The following is a 15032-nucleotide window of genomic DNA, read 5'->3' on the forward strand; positions in this document are numbered from 1 at the left end:
AATTGTCTCATCAATTTTTTGATAATTGACCACTGTTACATTTGGTAAATCGAGGAGTTGATCAAAATTTATCCACATAACCCACCTCCTGTTCTGTGTTACTATTATACCATGCTCACACAGAACCTAGAAGAGCCGTATCCTGATAGTCTTGATGACGTTTATATACACCACCCTTCGATAATCCTTTGAGAGTTTCTCTTTTTTCTCCCCTTTCTTCCTTACCAAATAAGATAGTAGTTTGCTCAATAGAAATAGAAGGAGTCCAAAAGAAGTCGGGATTTTCCCTGCTGTTAATACTTCTTTCTCTTAACTGAAATCCAAAGTTATTTAAAGTATTTTGTGCTTCCTGTTTATATAACTTTAATAGTTCTTGTCGTTTAGCATAGGAAATTTTTGTTTCCTTTAATAACTCTCCGTAATTGACTTGAAATAAACTCTCATCCCTATCTGTCATACAGGGTTTTAAAGCTGCCAATGGATAAATATACTCCTCGGGATTTTTGCCAAATTGTACCGCCACCACTGGTTGCCCCAGATGAGCTTCTTCTAATTTTCTTCGACTAATTGAACCCGTGGCTTTTTTTAATAAATCTTTTCTTCTTTCCCCAATTGTACCCGCTATTTTAATAATTTTAGCTGTCCCATTAGTTTCTATAGTTTTAACCTTTAAACCTACTAATAATTTAGCGGCATCTTGTCTATAGGGGTGATTTTCATAAAATTGTTCTAAATCTCCACTATAGACAATACTACTTTCAACAGTTAAACAAATAGCTGGATCGGTGTCATTGATGATTTCTGCCCAAAAGTTAACTTCTCTCCTTACCTGTACTTGGTTTTCACTTATCTGACTATCTTTGGGAAAAACTATTGGATAGGAAAATTTACCAAATATTTTCAGAATTCTAACTGCTAATTGTGCTGTAACTAAAGCTGTTATCTGCCAGTCTTTTAGCCAATGAATAGAATAATAGTGATCGCCAATATCTTCTCGTAAAACCTCTTGAATATCTGATAAAGCTTCTTTCCACTGTTGTGAAGAGGGAAGAGATTTTTCCTCTTTAGCTAATACCCAAAAACAATGATCTTCAAAAATAACCACCACATCGGGAAACTTCCGACTGAATTGCCAACTAAAACGATTCCCTATTTTTCTAGTAACTTGATGATTAAGCTTAAAACAATTTAAACAATTATTCTTGAGAGTTAAGGAACTAATTTCACTCAAAAATGTTGGAGAATTGGCTGTGTTAGCTGCTGTGTAATTCATGATCTAAACCTCCTTATTTGCATAATCACAAATCGATGTAAAAGGACAATAACTACAGGCATAGCCACTTTGGGGCGGGAAAATATGATAAAAATCTTCGGGGTGATCTTTATATTTTTGTAGTTGTTGCTGATGTTTTTTGGCCAGGAAAGCTAGTTCGATTTTAACTGCTTCTATTGCCTCGGAAGACAGGGAGATATTTTCTGAGCTTGTTTGGGTTTCTAAATTGTAAAAAGAAGCGACAATTTTTTCCTGATAATAACGGTAACTAGCCGCCAGTAAATAAATATGAGCCTGACGACGATCAAAATTAGATTGACCAGTTTTCAAATCTAAAATATGTATAGTGTCATCAGCTTCTCTGAAAATACAATCAAAGGCAGCGGACAAATTAAACCGATAGTTACCTTGCTCGATAACAATAGGTTCTGGATAACCTTCATCGCCTCTAGATAAATTAATAATCTCTTTATTCAATAAAATTGGTTGTTGATAGTAATTGTTTAAAATTACTAAAACCCTGGCTTTAATTTCTGGAGATTCTTGATTTAATTGCAGGATTTCTGCCACTTGTTCCACCCCATGGGAACCTGATAATCTCACCGGCTCTTGATGAAACTCAAAAACTCCTCGTTGTGCCAACTTACCAATTTTTTGCGGTTGATTATCTTCTGATAATAATCTTTGGACTTCTGGTTCTTTGTTTCGCGCTTTTTCAAACCCCCGTTTTGTCTGACAATGCCAATTCTCATAGCCAATCGCTGGTTTTAGCGATCGCCAAAGACTATAGCTCATCGGAGGATACCAAGGCTTTTTGGGAAACTGGCAGGACACGATTTTTTTCCCCGGTCAGGATAATGCTAGGATGATACGGCAGTGTTTGCTCTGGTGTTGACTAAAATAATCAACGCCGATGAACTAACTCTAGCCTATGTTGACTGAAATAGTCAACCCTTGATATAATTTTTTTGGGCGGTTGGGAGAAAAGCAGTGTCAGAAACATTTGGACAGGTTATCCGCAAAGCTCGTCGAGAGGAGGAATATAGTCAGAGAGAACTAGCTAAGTTGATTGGGGTGGACTATACCTATCTATCGAAGCTAGAAAATGATCATGCGGGTTATCCTCCTAGTCAGCAGGTTATTGAGTCCTTAGCGACTCATTTAAAATTAAATGCTCAAACATTAGGGGAATTGGCAGGACGAATTAGTTCAGATGATCAAAAAGTCTTCAAAGAGTTAGTTCAAAAATACCAACAAATGCCAATTTTATTGCGTCGCATGAAAGACAATCCTAATTTTGCCAAAAAAATTATTTCTGAGGCGACAAAATTAGAACCAGAGGAGTAAATATCTTGGATATTATTAAACCCTATAGTTTTATTCCCAAAACAGAGATTGAAGCTCAGGCAGACAATATTCTGAAGAAAGTAAAAGCTAATCGTCGTCGTCCCTTAAAAAATTGCGATATTTCGGAAGCAGCGGCTGATTATTTTGATTTAGCTATTGAATGGACGGATATAAAGCCAGATCAAGAGGGAGAAATCGCCGCGATGATTATTCCCACAGAAAAGAAAATTATTCTTAATGAAGATGTAAAATTCTTATAGCGGTAAGCGCTTGAGTGAGATACAAACCAAGCTTTGCCTAGCATGGTTTATAGCTCGTGAAACTGTACCTCATACGACTGCACACCGTTATAAGAGATTCTCAAAATTCATCCCTGGCAAAAGAAGGTTTTAAAAATTCGAGTTTAGCCCATGAAATTGGTCATTTTGTCCTTCATATTAATCAAACGGCTGTCTCTAACTTTTTGGATCGAATCAATCAGGGAGATTCCCTAGAGACAATTCAACCTTTTCTGTGTCGGACAGTTGATTCTAGCCAAAGAATTGAATGGCAAGCCCAATATTTTGCCAGTTGTTTACTAATGCCGATGAGTGAGTTAGAGAAAGCCATCAAGGGCCGTGACTTGACAAAATGGGGACATCTGTATGCGATCGCCGACGAGTTGGGAGTAACTATTACTAATCTTAGAAGTCGTTTAGAAAGTCTCCATTGGATTAAAGTCGATAAAAAAGTAATTTACCCCAGCAGTAATTTTCCCAAGAGATAGCTTCAATGTTCCGAGGGAGATTTTGCCTATCTCGATGGACTTATTTACTAATAATTTCCGTGGTTTGTGAGTTAGGAATCGGTTCAAAGTTGTGGTCGTCAGCCAGATATTCGGGATAGGTGGAGAATTGGGGTAGTATTTCTAGGGTAAAAGCTTCGGCCGCTTTTGAGCGATAACGATTCGGGTTAATAATTACCGATAAAGTGCGCCTCACTTCCACATCTTTAATTCTGGTCGCGTGGATCACTCCCATTTGTAGTTCTTTTTCGATCGCTGTCACCGAGACAAAAGCCGCCCCTAAACCGGATTGGACGGCATTTTTAATCGCCTCGATCGAGTTAAGTTCCATCTCCACTTTTAAGCGTTTGGTATCGATATCGCAACGAGTTAAAACCTTGTCAATGACTTTGCGAATCGTCGATTGGGAATCGAGGGTGATAAATTTTAGTCGATATAAATCCTCTTTTTGAATCATTTCTACCTTAGACAGAGGATGAAAAATCGGCAGGACTAAAGCCAGTTCATCTTCTGCGTAGGGGATAATCCGCAGGGTTTCTTGTAATTCGGCGGGAACTTCTCCCCCGATAATGGCTAAATCCACTTGACCGTTAGCAACGCTCCAAGAGGTGCGACGGGTGGAATGAACTTGTAGCTGTACGGATACTTCTGGGTATTTTTGGCGAAAAATCCCGATCATGCGCGGAAGAAGATAGGTTCCCGTGGTTTGGGAAGCACCGATGATTAGGGTTCCCCCTTGCAGATTTTGTAGATCTTCGATCGCCCGACAGGTTTCTTGACAGAGAGTGATAATTTTTTCGCCGTAGCTTAAGAGTAGGTGTCCCGCTTCCGTTAATTGGGCTTTCCGACCGCCTCGGTCAAATAAAGGCACATTTAGCTGTTTTTCGAGGTTTTGTACCTGAAGACTGACCGCCGGTTGGGATACATACAGGGTATCTGCCGCCCGTTTAAAGCTTCCCTCAGCAGCGATCGCCTTGAGAATTCTCAGTTGGTCTAGGGTGAAAGGAATGTCGGTCATAGAAAGCCTCAAAAACAGCGACAGGAGAAGGGGATGACAACAGCGACAAATCTTAAGCCAGTGCGGATAAATAAATACACTGAATTGACAGTACCACACCACGGGGATCAATACTTCAGGTAGTTCGATTATCGGTTATTTTAGTCTTCAGTCGTCGATCGTCGGTCGTTAACAGTCAACAGTCAGGAAATTGCTTTTATTTATTCTCGCCACACCCCACACCCCACACCCCACACCCCACACCCTGCCTCCACCAACAAACTTTTTGCCGCAAACCCTATCTATCGTTGCTAATTCAATTTCACTGAAAAAATATGAGGCAATTAAAATCATTTTTATTGTACTTGTCCGCGCAGAGCATAACGATCTTTTTCTAAACCGAAAGCGAAGAGAAAAGAATGGCGTATAGTGGGGTTAGAGAGAGTAAAAAAGAGAAAGAGAGCAATAACAGCCAATCCTGACGATAAACTAAACATAGTTTCGTAGGAAATGGCTAAAACCCCCAGAATTGGACCGGCTAAGGCTGTTCCCACATCAAAACCGCCGATACAGATAGAATAGGCCCGGCCGCGTTCTTGGGGACCAGAGCGATCGGAGATTAAAGCCAGTAACATAGGGAATAAAATCCCCCCTCCCGTACCTTCGAGGATAGCGGCTAAAATTAAAGCCGAAGGAGATCGGGCAGAAGATAGAACCAACATGGATAAACCATAGCAAAAAACGCTAATAGTGACGAATAAACCCCGTCCATAGCGATCACTAGCTCCTCCCGACAAAATCCGTCCGATTACGCCCGATACTGCCGCATAACTGTAGAATACACCAGCACTGAAAGGTATCTGATTTTCGAGGAGAAACAGGGGTAAAAAAGCGACTAAACCGCCGAATAAAGTACCAACCAGCAGAAAAACTAAGCTAGGGACTAAAAAAGCCCGCTCTTGACATAATGCCCAGAAACTGCGCTCAATTGTCGGATTTTCTGCCTTCATTTCCGCTAATTTTTTCTTGAAGTCGGGTTCTTGAATGGAGAAACCCAAGAGAAAGGCGATCGCTCCTGAAGTGGCGGAAACTAGAAATAAACCGTCATAACCGATCGATTCGTAGAGATAACTGCCTAAAGCCGGACCGATTCCCATGCCTATAGGTGCAGTTAAACTCATATAACCAATTATCTCCCCCCGTTGACGAACGGGGGAAAAATCCACCACTAGGGTGCTGTAACCGGTGGTAAAAGCAGCGATACTGAGACCATGGTAGGCGCGGACGGCGAATAAAGAGGAAAGATCCCGAAAAAATAGATAACCGAGGGGTGCGGTAGCGGCGACAATAGTTCCAAATAAAACCACTAATTTGCGACTGCGGCGATCAACTAGATTGCCTAACCAACTGCGCGATACAATTAAACCGATGGCAAAGGCCCCCATGACAAAACCGATATCCTGTTTGCTACCGCCTAGGGATTTAATATAGGTGGGGAGAGTGGGGACAAGAGTGGTGATACTTATCCAGAAAAACAGCGCCGTGACGAAGAGGATCAGTAGTTGACGACGAGTTTCGCCAGTAAGCGATCGAAAAGTTTTGAAAGCGTTCACAACAGCGACCGTCACAGGCAACAAAAAGACCCGGAGATCACGCCAGTCACAAGCATCCCGTATTGCTGCTACCTTCCGGTCCTGACAAGGTTAAGGCGTTGCGATCGCATGAGTCCGAGTCTTTTCTATCATAACATCTTTTTCGGGGATACCGGTATTTTTTTTCTGGAGAATTTCCTCTCAATCTAGACTGGGAAAAGAAATTTTCTCAACGAGGGGGTTTTTGCAATTGTTGTTGTAGAGAAGTTTCCGGTTCGATCGCCAATCCGCTAAACTGTCGGATTAAGAGTGAAGGACTCTCCCTAGAATCGGCAGCGAGGAAAAATAACCAACGGCTGCCGGGGGTGAGTTGTTCGATGGAATTGAAGTTACTTGTCAACCAAATTACAGGTAAATTAGGCAGATTAGCATTTTTTTGACTAGCTTTTGCGTCTATACTGGCTAAAGTTTCTAAAATGACCCTTTCCCCCTGAATTAAACCCGTTTCACCCGTCCAGAGTTTCACATTTAATTGCCGACGATGGGCATAAAAATAGAGGGAAGCAGCGGCAATAATCGCCCGTTCAAACCTGTCTTCTTGCCAATCACAGAGGGTATCGAGACAGATAATCACTTCCTGTCCTCCCGTTAACACTTCTAATTCCCGAATTTGAAATTCTCCCAGACGGGCGCTAGTTTTCCAGTGAATTAAACGGGTAGAATCACCCTGGCGATATTGTCTCAGGTTACGAGTAAGTCCTTGACTAGCCCTTTGATAATAGCGATTATTTTCTAATTTTTGTTCCATCTCTTGACCGAGGGAATCGATTAGGGGACATTGTTGTAAGGGTAAAATTTGGGGATAAACTAAAGCTTTAGCCGCTGCTTGCTGACAACGACGACACCAAAATAAACCGAGAGGGGCTGCTGTTCTTAATTGTACTTCTTGCCAGTGATAAATACCCCGTTTACTGGTGGGTAAATAATAGGTCCAACGATGGCAACTTTTGGGAGCAATCGTTTCTATTGGGGTTATTTTTGGCTGATCGAGAACTATAGGCAGCAGATCTGTCACTTCTAACAGATTTATCGGCTGATTGCTCGTATTTTCTATCTCTAGGCTAATACTAAGATCGTCTCCTGCACTCACGGGTACAATGGCAAGACGACGCACTTTCAGAGGAAGAAGGGAACGACGGGGTAAAATTATCGATAAAATTAAAAGAGCGATCGTCGTGCCACAGATAGCATACAACCATCCCGCCATGGTATTGGTCGCAGCTCCGAAAAAACAGAGGGTAATGCCAATGATTACCCCACCACCGTAAGCGGGTAAAATACCGCGATCTTCTAACCAAGTTTTCATCAGGAAAAAATCTAGTTCTAGTCAGGGTTTAGTGGTTTTGTCGTCTTTGCTGGAAAGCTAAAATTCAGGCCCACATCTCTATAATTCCCCCAAAAGCCCTCTGATCAGCGAAGGGAGTCTTATCCCTTGCCACTATTGTTATTTTTCTTAACAAAACTTAACAATTGATGGCAAAATTTTGCTTGCTTTTGTCCGGAGATTTTGGGATAATATTTTTAAAAGAGTTTATTTATAATGGTAATCCAAGCATTTGAGATTAAACACAAACATCCCATTATAAGACAATCATAACCCAAGCCGCCGCCAAAGTCAAGCGCTCACTCCTATTTATCGCTCTTCTGGAACTTTCGGAAATCCCTGACCGAATCCAGATTCTGAAACTCTTGGTTGACAAGTAATCGCTAAGGGACTTGCGCTTTGATAATGTACCATCTGGCTGGTCTGGTTCTTCTACAGAGCGATTTTCTGGCTGGGATATTATTCCTACGCAAGTCCCTAACCTTTTTTCTAATAAAAACTCAAATTTCGGGTTTCTGTTAGTTAGCGATAGCTTGAAGGCTTACCCCATAAGAGAGCTAGAGTTTAGAGCCTGTAAGACTTTTGCCAGAGTCCCAGAAGAGCGATAACTTGAAACTGAGCAGTTTTTCTCAGGTACTTATCATACTAAATCCTGTTTAAAAGGTATAGTAGAGTTGGGAGTACTGGAACAGGGAGAAACAATCCCTAACTTGGTTTTTAAAGTTTGATTTAGATTACCCTACCACTTCAAAGGCTTCTCCTTCTAAACGGAAGTTGGGGAAGTTGGCGAGAATATTATCCTTCTCGGTTGGTCCGGCAAATAGATAAGTTCCTGGTACACTACTGTTTTGAAAGCGATACATTTGCGTTCCCAAGTTTCGGCTCGAATCCAAGGCGTAGAACGCTACACCTTCTTCTTTAAAGCTGGGAAAGTTTTGGCGGATGTTTGCCGCTTCCTCTGGACCAGCAAACAGGTAAGTACCTGGCCTTTGAGTATTTTGGAAGCGAGTAAATTGCAACAAATCGTCGTTCGGTTCAATACCTACCCGAAAAGCTATCCCTTCTTCCTTAAACCCGGGGAAGTTTTGCCGAATATTGGCCGTTTCTTCAGGACCAGCAAATAAGTAAGTACCTGGCACACCAGTATTTTGGAAGCGGGTAAATCCAGTATTAAGCTTGTTTAACGAATCTGGATGGTTAGGATTGGGGTTAGGATTAGGATTGGGGTTAGGATTAGGATTGGGAGTCGGAATAGATAATCTCAGACGCAATACCTTATCATTCATTGTTAGGTAAACTATTGAACTATCAGGAGCGGCGGTAACATCTCCGCGAGATATATCAAATGTGGGATTGCCTAAGTTTTCTTGGTAGGCAATAGTATTTAGGGTAGAAGGAAGTGCAATTAATGCTGTTCCCATTATTCCCAGAGATAAAGCTCCATTGGCGAGAACGTAGAAATTCCCCGATGTATCAGCTGTCATGCCAACACTATCAATATCATTGAAGAGAATATTTGGGCGTTCATTAGGTTGAATGCCATCGGCTGCATTAAAAGTAGCTGGGAAAGATACTAAATCTATATGTGTAGTTCTTTCTCCTGGCTCTAAAGTGGGAAGAGTAGTAAGAACTTGACCTTGAGAATTAACTGCTATACCTGGACCTGGAAAGACAACTGTTCCTAAATTAGAATTAGAAGGTAACCTTTGCGCTCGTGTGCCTGCCATGAGTACCTTCGACTCTCCTGGGATGGGTACTCCATCTAAACCAATACGAATTTTGATGACAAATGGATTAATTCCAGAGTTAGATGCCCCAGTAATAAATAAGTCATAGGCATTGCCAAGCTCCTTAACTGCGATGTCGTTGTATTTAGAAAAATCAGGATGCCCCAGCCAAGACAGATTATCTATCGTGTCGTCAGTAATGTTATAAATAGAACTCCTGTCGAGGCTAAGATTGCGAATATTTGATACCTGAGTGACAGTGAAAGTATTCGGATCGAGACGAAAAATGATGCCGTCATCTCTTAGTCCAAAAATGCTCGTTGAATTTCCCGATGTAGCCAATTTAACAGAAGTAGAGGCCGATCCGGTTGAGAGCCTATTGAGCAGCCTGCCATCAGCAGCAAATTTGATCAGAGAATTGTCGCTGTATAATATGTCAGTTTCTGAAACTAGGAGATTTTGCTGGTTATCGACAACCAGTCCGCGAGGTGCCTTAAAATTGCGGAGAAAGACTTCTGAAGCTTGCTCTAGCCGGACAACTTCTCTATCAATGCTGACAATAACGCTATCATCTTCTGTTTTTAGCCGTTGTAATTCGGATTCACTTAACGCCACTCCCCGCACTAAATCTGAAAACAGTTCCCCTTCATCCCCGGGAGTATCTAAATCAGGATGCAATTTCCAGTCAATGCTGTGTCCCAATTCCTCCAGCACAACATCAACAATTGCGCCTTGATTGTTACTATTTTGTTCGAGGAATTCCCGCGACAGATAAATAGTATAATTTTGTCCAGCAAATGCAGCATTTGCCCCATTAATCTCCGAAGCAGAGCGAATCTCGATTTTAGGTAAGACATCAGTATCTGTTTGTGCCAATTGCCCAATGAGTAGTTTAGCCTCATTCCCATTCACTGCGTCGCCAAAAGCTAATTGAATTTTTGGGATAAAATCATCACGACTTAGAAATCCCTTTAGCCAAGAAGCAGCGGTAGTTAGAGATTGTTCTAGAGGAAAATACAGGTCACTGTATTGTTCGAGTCCCGCAAAGTTGGTGTTTTTTAATAACCTATTCATAATAATCTTCTCCCATCTCAAACTCAAGGGTGCTATAGCGTTTCCTTTGAGATGTGAAACTCAATAACCCTAATCCAGTAGCGAGTCAGAAATCGAGCGCAACCGGTAGCGAGTAAAAACCCCGTCCAGCCAGTTTCGGGGACTGAGGGGGGGAGCTTCTAGACTGATGTTGACAGCGACTGGTTCGCTGGCGATTGCGTGAATGTCCAAAGAGGGAAATGATGTAGCGCACATGGAGGAAATCACCTCCTGAGTTTGAAGATATTTGCTACACTCCCAGTGTAACAACCCTGTCCAACCAAAAGCCCCTACCACAATAAACATTTAATATTTATGCAACACGGCTGAGTTTTAGATAGTAAATCGCCACTATCTATAATACGGAGTAGGGGCAGTAACTTGGCGTTGTCAAATCGAAAGATGATCCGAATCAGCTTGGAACTGAAATTACTTTGATAGCAAGGATTGCATTGCATCTTTCATATTCTAATCTGACAACACCGTAACTTTGCCCCCACTGAGATTTGAATCTGACGCGATTTAGCAATTTATCTCGGATGTTTACAAAATGTTCACCTCGTAAGCGATGCCGTCGTAACGAAACTGAGGATAGTTCGCCAGGACGTTTTGGTATTCCGCCTGACTAGCGGTATAGAAATGGGTTCCGGGGACGGTCTGATTCGAGAAACGATGTACATCGGTTCCGAGATTAGCAGTCGTGTCGAAGACGTAATAGGCGATGCCATCGTAGCGAAATTCCGGGTAGTTGGCGACGACATTTTGTCTTTCCGCCTCGCTAGCAGTGTAGAAGTGGGTTCCAGGGATGTTTTGATTGGCAAAGCGATGGACGGGCAAGAGATTGTCTCCCGGTTGGATGCCAACGAGGAAAGCAATGCCATCTAATTGAAATTCCGGATAGTTCAACACAACATTCGTAACCTCATCGGCACTGGCACTATAGAAATGAGTTCCAGGAACGTTTTGATTAGAGAAACGGACGACCGGATTGTTCAATAATTGGTCTTGTTCCATAAATCTCACCGAGGCAAACAAAGCGTTCACCGCAGAACTAACCAGTTGTTGATCGACCACAACTGTTTGTCCGCCAATAGTAATAGTTCTAGGTGGAGAAATCGTAATCGGTTGAGTTACTGGTGGCAAAACTGGAGTAAAGGGCACTGTCACCGGGATCGCAGCTGGCGGCAAAACTGGAGTAAAGGGCACTGCCACCGGGATTGTGGCTGCCACGGCGGTATCCACCCTCATGACACTAGCTTCCTGAGCCTCCATCAGAGAAGAGTCATCCTGATTGTCGAAGGCCATCAATACTGGCGACGCAGTGATCCCACCACCATCAAAAACTTCTTGAGCAGAGTGATCAGGCTGAACTTGTTTATCATCCCCCCCTCTGATCGACTGGTCATCCAATGAGTTTATCGCAATAGGAGATTGAATCGGGTCTTGAAAGGTTGCAGCAACGCTAACCAGTTTTTCTGACCCTTGGATCGGCCCGCCGTCAGGCTCCACAGACAGGGCGGGAGTTACCCCATCCTCAGGCCGACCAATATCTTGTCCGTTGAAATCGCCGATCACCTGGTAAGGGGTTAACCCGTTAATGTTTACGAGGTCGGGAACCTCCTCTTGAACCTCAAGGTTAGGTATTAGTAATACAGCATTAGAAATCCTCATGGCGATCCTCCCCGACTTATCGATTCGGACTTTAATTGTTATAAACCGTTGTAAAGATTTACAAAAACCCGCCCGACTTTGGGTTGTGTTCGCTCGAAGATACCTCCGCAGTTTAAGCCCTTTAACAATCCCAGCGAATCTCGTAAATCACCTCTTACTCGTACTCTCATTCTAGCATTTTTAATTCTTGTTTAGTTGTAAGAAATAGGAGAAGATTATGGTTCTCCGAAGACTCCCGGAAGAGCGGTAGAATATCTAGGGCTTGCTGAATAATGGTAAAACCCTTTTAAAATAAAGCTTTTGACCTGTTAAAGTCCGATGTTCATGCTGCGAAAATAGGATTGGGACTTTCAAAAACCTTGCATTATCTTTCTTGTAGTACATCACTTGTTACAAAAAACAAGGGCAACAAAGCCTGAAACGACCGGCTACTGACGACCGACTCCTGACTCCTACCCCCAGGAAAAACTTTTTCAGCAGACCCTATCTAGAGATGTTTGTGATCGGTTCAGACTAAATCCAGTTATTAAAAACTGATTATTTATTCTACCCTTTGACTTTTGCCTTTTGCCTGTCCTCATAAGTATCCTATACTCAACGGATTTAGTATCAGACACAAGCCTGAGTTAGCCATCGAATTTTAGGCCAACTTCTCAGAATTTCAGAACTCAATCAACGTGCGATTACCCTGAACAAAAAGGTTATCGATAGCGTCTAAAGAACACCGATTTTTCGGAGGCGATCGAGATAGTTTTGACCGACCAGATCGGGAGAATAGGTACTTTGAATTTTGTGTCTTCCTGCGAGGGCGATTCTGCCAGTATCGGGTTCATCTTCAATAACTCTCCGCATCAGCCAGGCCGCATGGTCGAGATCGGGGTCAGCCCATTTCTGTCCCTCCCCAAAAGGGTAGTCATCCTTTTCGAGGGATTTCAATCTATACTTGACTGGAAACGCAGTGGTTTGATCGACAAAGTCTCTCGTTCCAGAATAATCGGTGGCAATCACTGGTTTGCCGAGTAGCATGGCTTCCGCCAAAGTGTAACCGAATCCTTCCGAGCGATGTAGCGAGACATAACAATCGCAGCAATTCATTAGACTAAGGACTTCGCTGTAAGTCATTTGCTCGTTAATAATAATGATGTCTGATTCTTCCTCGGTCATTTTCAAGAGTCGTTCTAAATTATTTCCGTCCGCATCCCGTCCCATTGTTTTGATCACCAGAGCAGTGGCAACTTTGAGGGGACGACGACGAAAAGCGAGGCGGTAAGCCTCGATCACGGCCAGGGGGTTTTTGCGTGTTGAGTAGGAGGAAAAATCGAAGTTGAACAGGAACAGAAAAGCCTCCGCAGGAAGGTTAAATTGACTTCGATCGACCGACTCGAAATCCGTTAAGGTAACGGCAGGCGGCATCCAAACAACTGGCAGATCTAAAGTTCCCTGTACACTCGCTTGGATAAAGCGCGTGGGAGCCCAAACCTCGTCGAAGTCTCCATAGGAAGCGATCCAATCACTGGGAAACCGACTGATTTCCCAAAAAGGCATATTAATTCGATACTGGGACGATCGTTGACATAACGGGGCAACTGCCTCGGAAACGACGGCGAGTTGATCGGCATTAACCGAGTAAATCTGTACGCGGGCATCGGGTATGGACGAGAGAAGCGACGCAACAGAGCAATCGGATTGACGGGCGCTCACATTAACGGATACGTTAAAGCCCCGGACTCTCGCCCCAGTCGTCGCCAAACTCTTCAAAACCGATCGCCCCGCTTGTCCCACTCCCATCTCGGCTTTAAGGTAGCCGATAACACAAACATCATATTCGCTTGGATCGATGGGACGGTGAGATGAGGACGGGCGGGGTAAGCTAAATTGTTCGGCAAAGCGCTCGAGAATAGGAGACACAAAATATTCGTCAATGCGGTGTTCGGTGGCGTTTTGAATAAACCATTTAGCGTAATTTTTTCGTCCATCGGGATCGTCTAGATCGAATAGCTTCTGTAGATTGGACTCTTTCGCCCAAAAATAGTACATTAAATTAGTCAAAGGATATAGGCCTTTTGCAGCACCTTGCCAGTAGGGTTCATTGAGAAATTTATGGAAAGTTTGAAAGGGATTATCTACCCAAGTCTCCTCGATTTCTCTATAGCACCATCGCATCAGATTAGTGATCGGAACTTGATTGCTAAAACTACCGTAACCGTAATCCAGCATTTGAATTTCCTTAATGCCAAATTGTTTTAACTGAGCGATATAGTAGGAGATTAAATTTTGTAGAACAGGTTCTAAATTCTCTTTATACCTAGAGGTGTGCTTGGAAAGACGGGCAGGACTTTTAACGTCGATTCCACTAAAATGGAAGAAGATTAAAGGTTCTCCGTTAACTCGCCATCCTTCTGGAGTTTTTTCTAAATTACGTTGCCATAAATTCCAATAGGCGACATTAAGATTAGGATGGCGTAAAATTTTCACCCGCTCGCAGAAACTCGGTAGTAGATCGATAAATTTTTGATCGACAAAAATCCCCCTGTCAATTTGATTTAAGCAGTAAAATCTTAGTCGTCTCCCCCACCAATGAAGAAAAATTAGAGTAGACTCACTGTTACTAACGGCCAAAAAGCCGAGATTATAAATTCCAGACCTCATCATTGCGATATCGTCCGGATAGTAATCCGTTTCGGCTGGTGCAGTGATGTGGGGAGTTAAAACAAAATCCGCACCTTTTGCGAGTGCTTCAATAACAACGGTCATCGGGGCAAATAACTCGATATCAGGATCCAGATAAATGACTCGCCCAAAATCCCATTTTTCCAACAGTAGTCGTATTACAAATGGTTTAACTGCTGTGTTAAACTCCATTATATCGTACCGAAAAGCAAAATCAAAAAAATTAGGTATATCTAAATCTTGTACCTCAATAATTTTGACCCCTTCGATGCCTAATTCTAAGTTTGATTTATTGTCGGCTCGGCATAAAAATAGGGCTGCTTCTGGATGATAGCGACGCAGAGAGGAAAATAAAACTCTAGCGTAAGGGAAATAGTTATTAGAACAAATTGTGATAATTGCCAATCTTTTTTGATTTTGACCGCTGGCAAATGAAGATAAATTGGACTCGACCTTCATCTCTAGTTCTTGACTCATTTGTAGTTCCTTGTACAA

Annotated in this window: 10 protein-coding genes, 1 other RNA gene and 1 pseudogene; 3 read left to right on the forward strand and 9 right to left on the reverse strand. The window is 42.5% G+C overall.

Annotated elements, in window-relative coordinates:
- Positions 1-133 precede the first annotated feature (133 nt).
- Both IM485_RS17920 and IM485_RS17925 read right to left on the reverse strand, forming a co-directional pair.
- Positions 134-1273 (reverse strand): annotated as a pseudogene (locus tag IM485_RS17920) (Piwi domain-containing protein); the annotation flags it as partial.
- Between the two features lie 3 nt (positions 1274-1276).
- Positions 1277-2068 (reverse strand): PD-(D/E)XK nuclease family protein, encoded by a 792-nt coding sequence (locus IM485_RS17925; RefSeq protein ID WP_287744730.1) that lies wholly within the window; start codon positions 2066-2068, stop codon positions 1277-1279.
- 195 nt (positions 2069-2263) lie between these two features.
- On the opposite strand from IM485_RS17925, the gene IM485_RS17930 reads away from it, so the two are divergent.
- The 3 genes from IM485_RS17930 to IM485_RS23060 are packed head-to-tail and all read left to right on the forward strand — an operon-like array spanning position 2264 to position 3386.
- Positions 2264-2620 (forward strand): helix-turn-helix domain-containing protein, encoded by a 357-nt coding sequence (locus tag IM485_RS17930; RefSeq protein ID WP_151696877.1) that lies wholly within the window; start codon positions 2264-2266, stop codon positions 2618-2620.
- Between the two features lie 5 nt (positions 2621-2625).
- The gene (locus tag IM485_RS23055; protein ID WP_238141810.1) at positions 2626-2880 is read left to right on the forward strand and encodes a hypothetical protein; all 255 of its coding nucleotides are present in this window, start codon (positions 2626-2628) and stop codon (positions 2878-2880) included.
- A gap of 56 nt (positions 2881-2936) precedes the next feature.
- Positions 2937-3386, forward strand: coding sequence for an ImmA/IrrE family metallo-endopeptidase (locus IM485_RS23060; protein ID WP_238141809.1), 450 nt, complete (start codon positions 2937-2939; stop codon positions 3384-3386).
- A gap of 40 nt (positions 3387-3426) precedes the next feature.
- Here IM485_RS23060 and IM485_RS17945 read toward each other — a convergent pair whose 3' ends face one another.
- The 7 genes from IM485_RS17945 to IM485_RS17975 form a co-directional block, all read right to left on the reverse strand.
- The gene (locus IM485_RS17945) at positions 3427-4422 is read right to left on the reverse strand and encodes a LysR family transcriptional regulator (protein WP_104395326.1); all 996 of its coding nucleotides are present in this window, start codon (positions 4420-4422) and stop codon (positions 3427-3429) included.
- A gap of 335 nt (positions 4423-4757) precedes the next feature.
- Positions 4758-6029: an MFS transporter gene (locus tag IM485_RS17950; RefSeq protein ID WP_287744733.1), complete on the reverse strand. Its 1272-nt coding sequence runs from the start codon at positions 6027-6029 to the stop codon at positions 4758-4760.
- Positions 6030-6038: 9 nt separating this feature from the next.
- An RNA gene (gene ffs, locus IM485_RS17955) (signal recognition particle sRNA small type) lies at positions 6039-6135 on the reverse strand.
- An 87-nt stretch (positions 6136-6222) separates the two neighbouring features.
- Positions 6223-7359 (reverse strand): DUF58 domain-containing protein, encoded by a 1137-nt coding sequence (locus tag IM485_RS17960; protein WP_104395325.1) that lies wholly within the window; start codon positions 7357-7359, stop codon positions 6223-6225.
- 752 nt (positions 7360-8111) lie between these two features.
- The gene (locus IM485_RS17965; protein WP_104395324.1) at positions 8112-10178 is read right to left on the reverse strand and encodes a hypothetical protein; all 2067 of its coding nucleotides are present in this window, start codon (positions 10176-10178) and stop codon (positions 8112-8114) included.
- A 561-nt stretch (positions 10179-10739) separates the two neighbouring features.
- Complete coding sequence (locus IM485_RS17970) at positions 10740-11867, reverse strand: hypothetical protein (RefSeq protein ID WP_287744737.1); 1128 nt, start codon at positions 11865-11867, stop codon at positions 10740-10742.
- Between the two features lie 714 nt (positions 11868-12581).
- Entirely contained in the window at positions 12582-15014 is a 2433-nt protein-coding gene (locus IM485_RS17975; protein ID WP_228008474.1) for a glycosyltransferase, read from the reverse strand.
- Between the last annotated feature and the right edge of the window lie 18 nt (positions 15015-15032).

This window comes from Microcystis sp. M169S2, assembly GCF_020245865.1.
Taxonomy (GTDB): Bacteria; Cyanobacteriota; Cyanobacteriia; order Cyanobacteriales; family Microcystaceae; genus Microcystis; species Microcystis ichthyoblabe_A.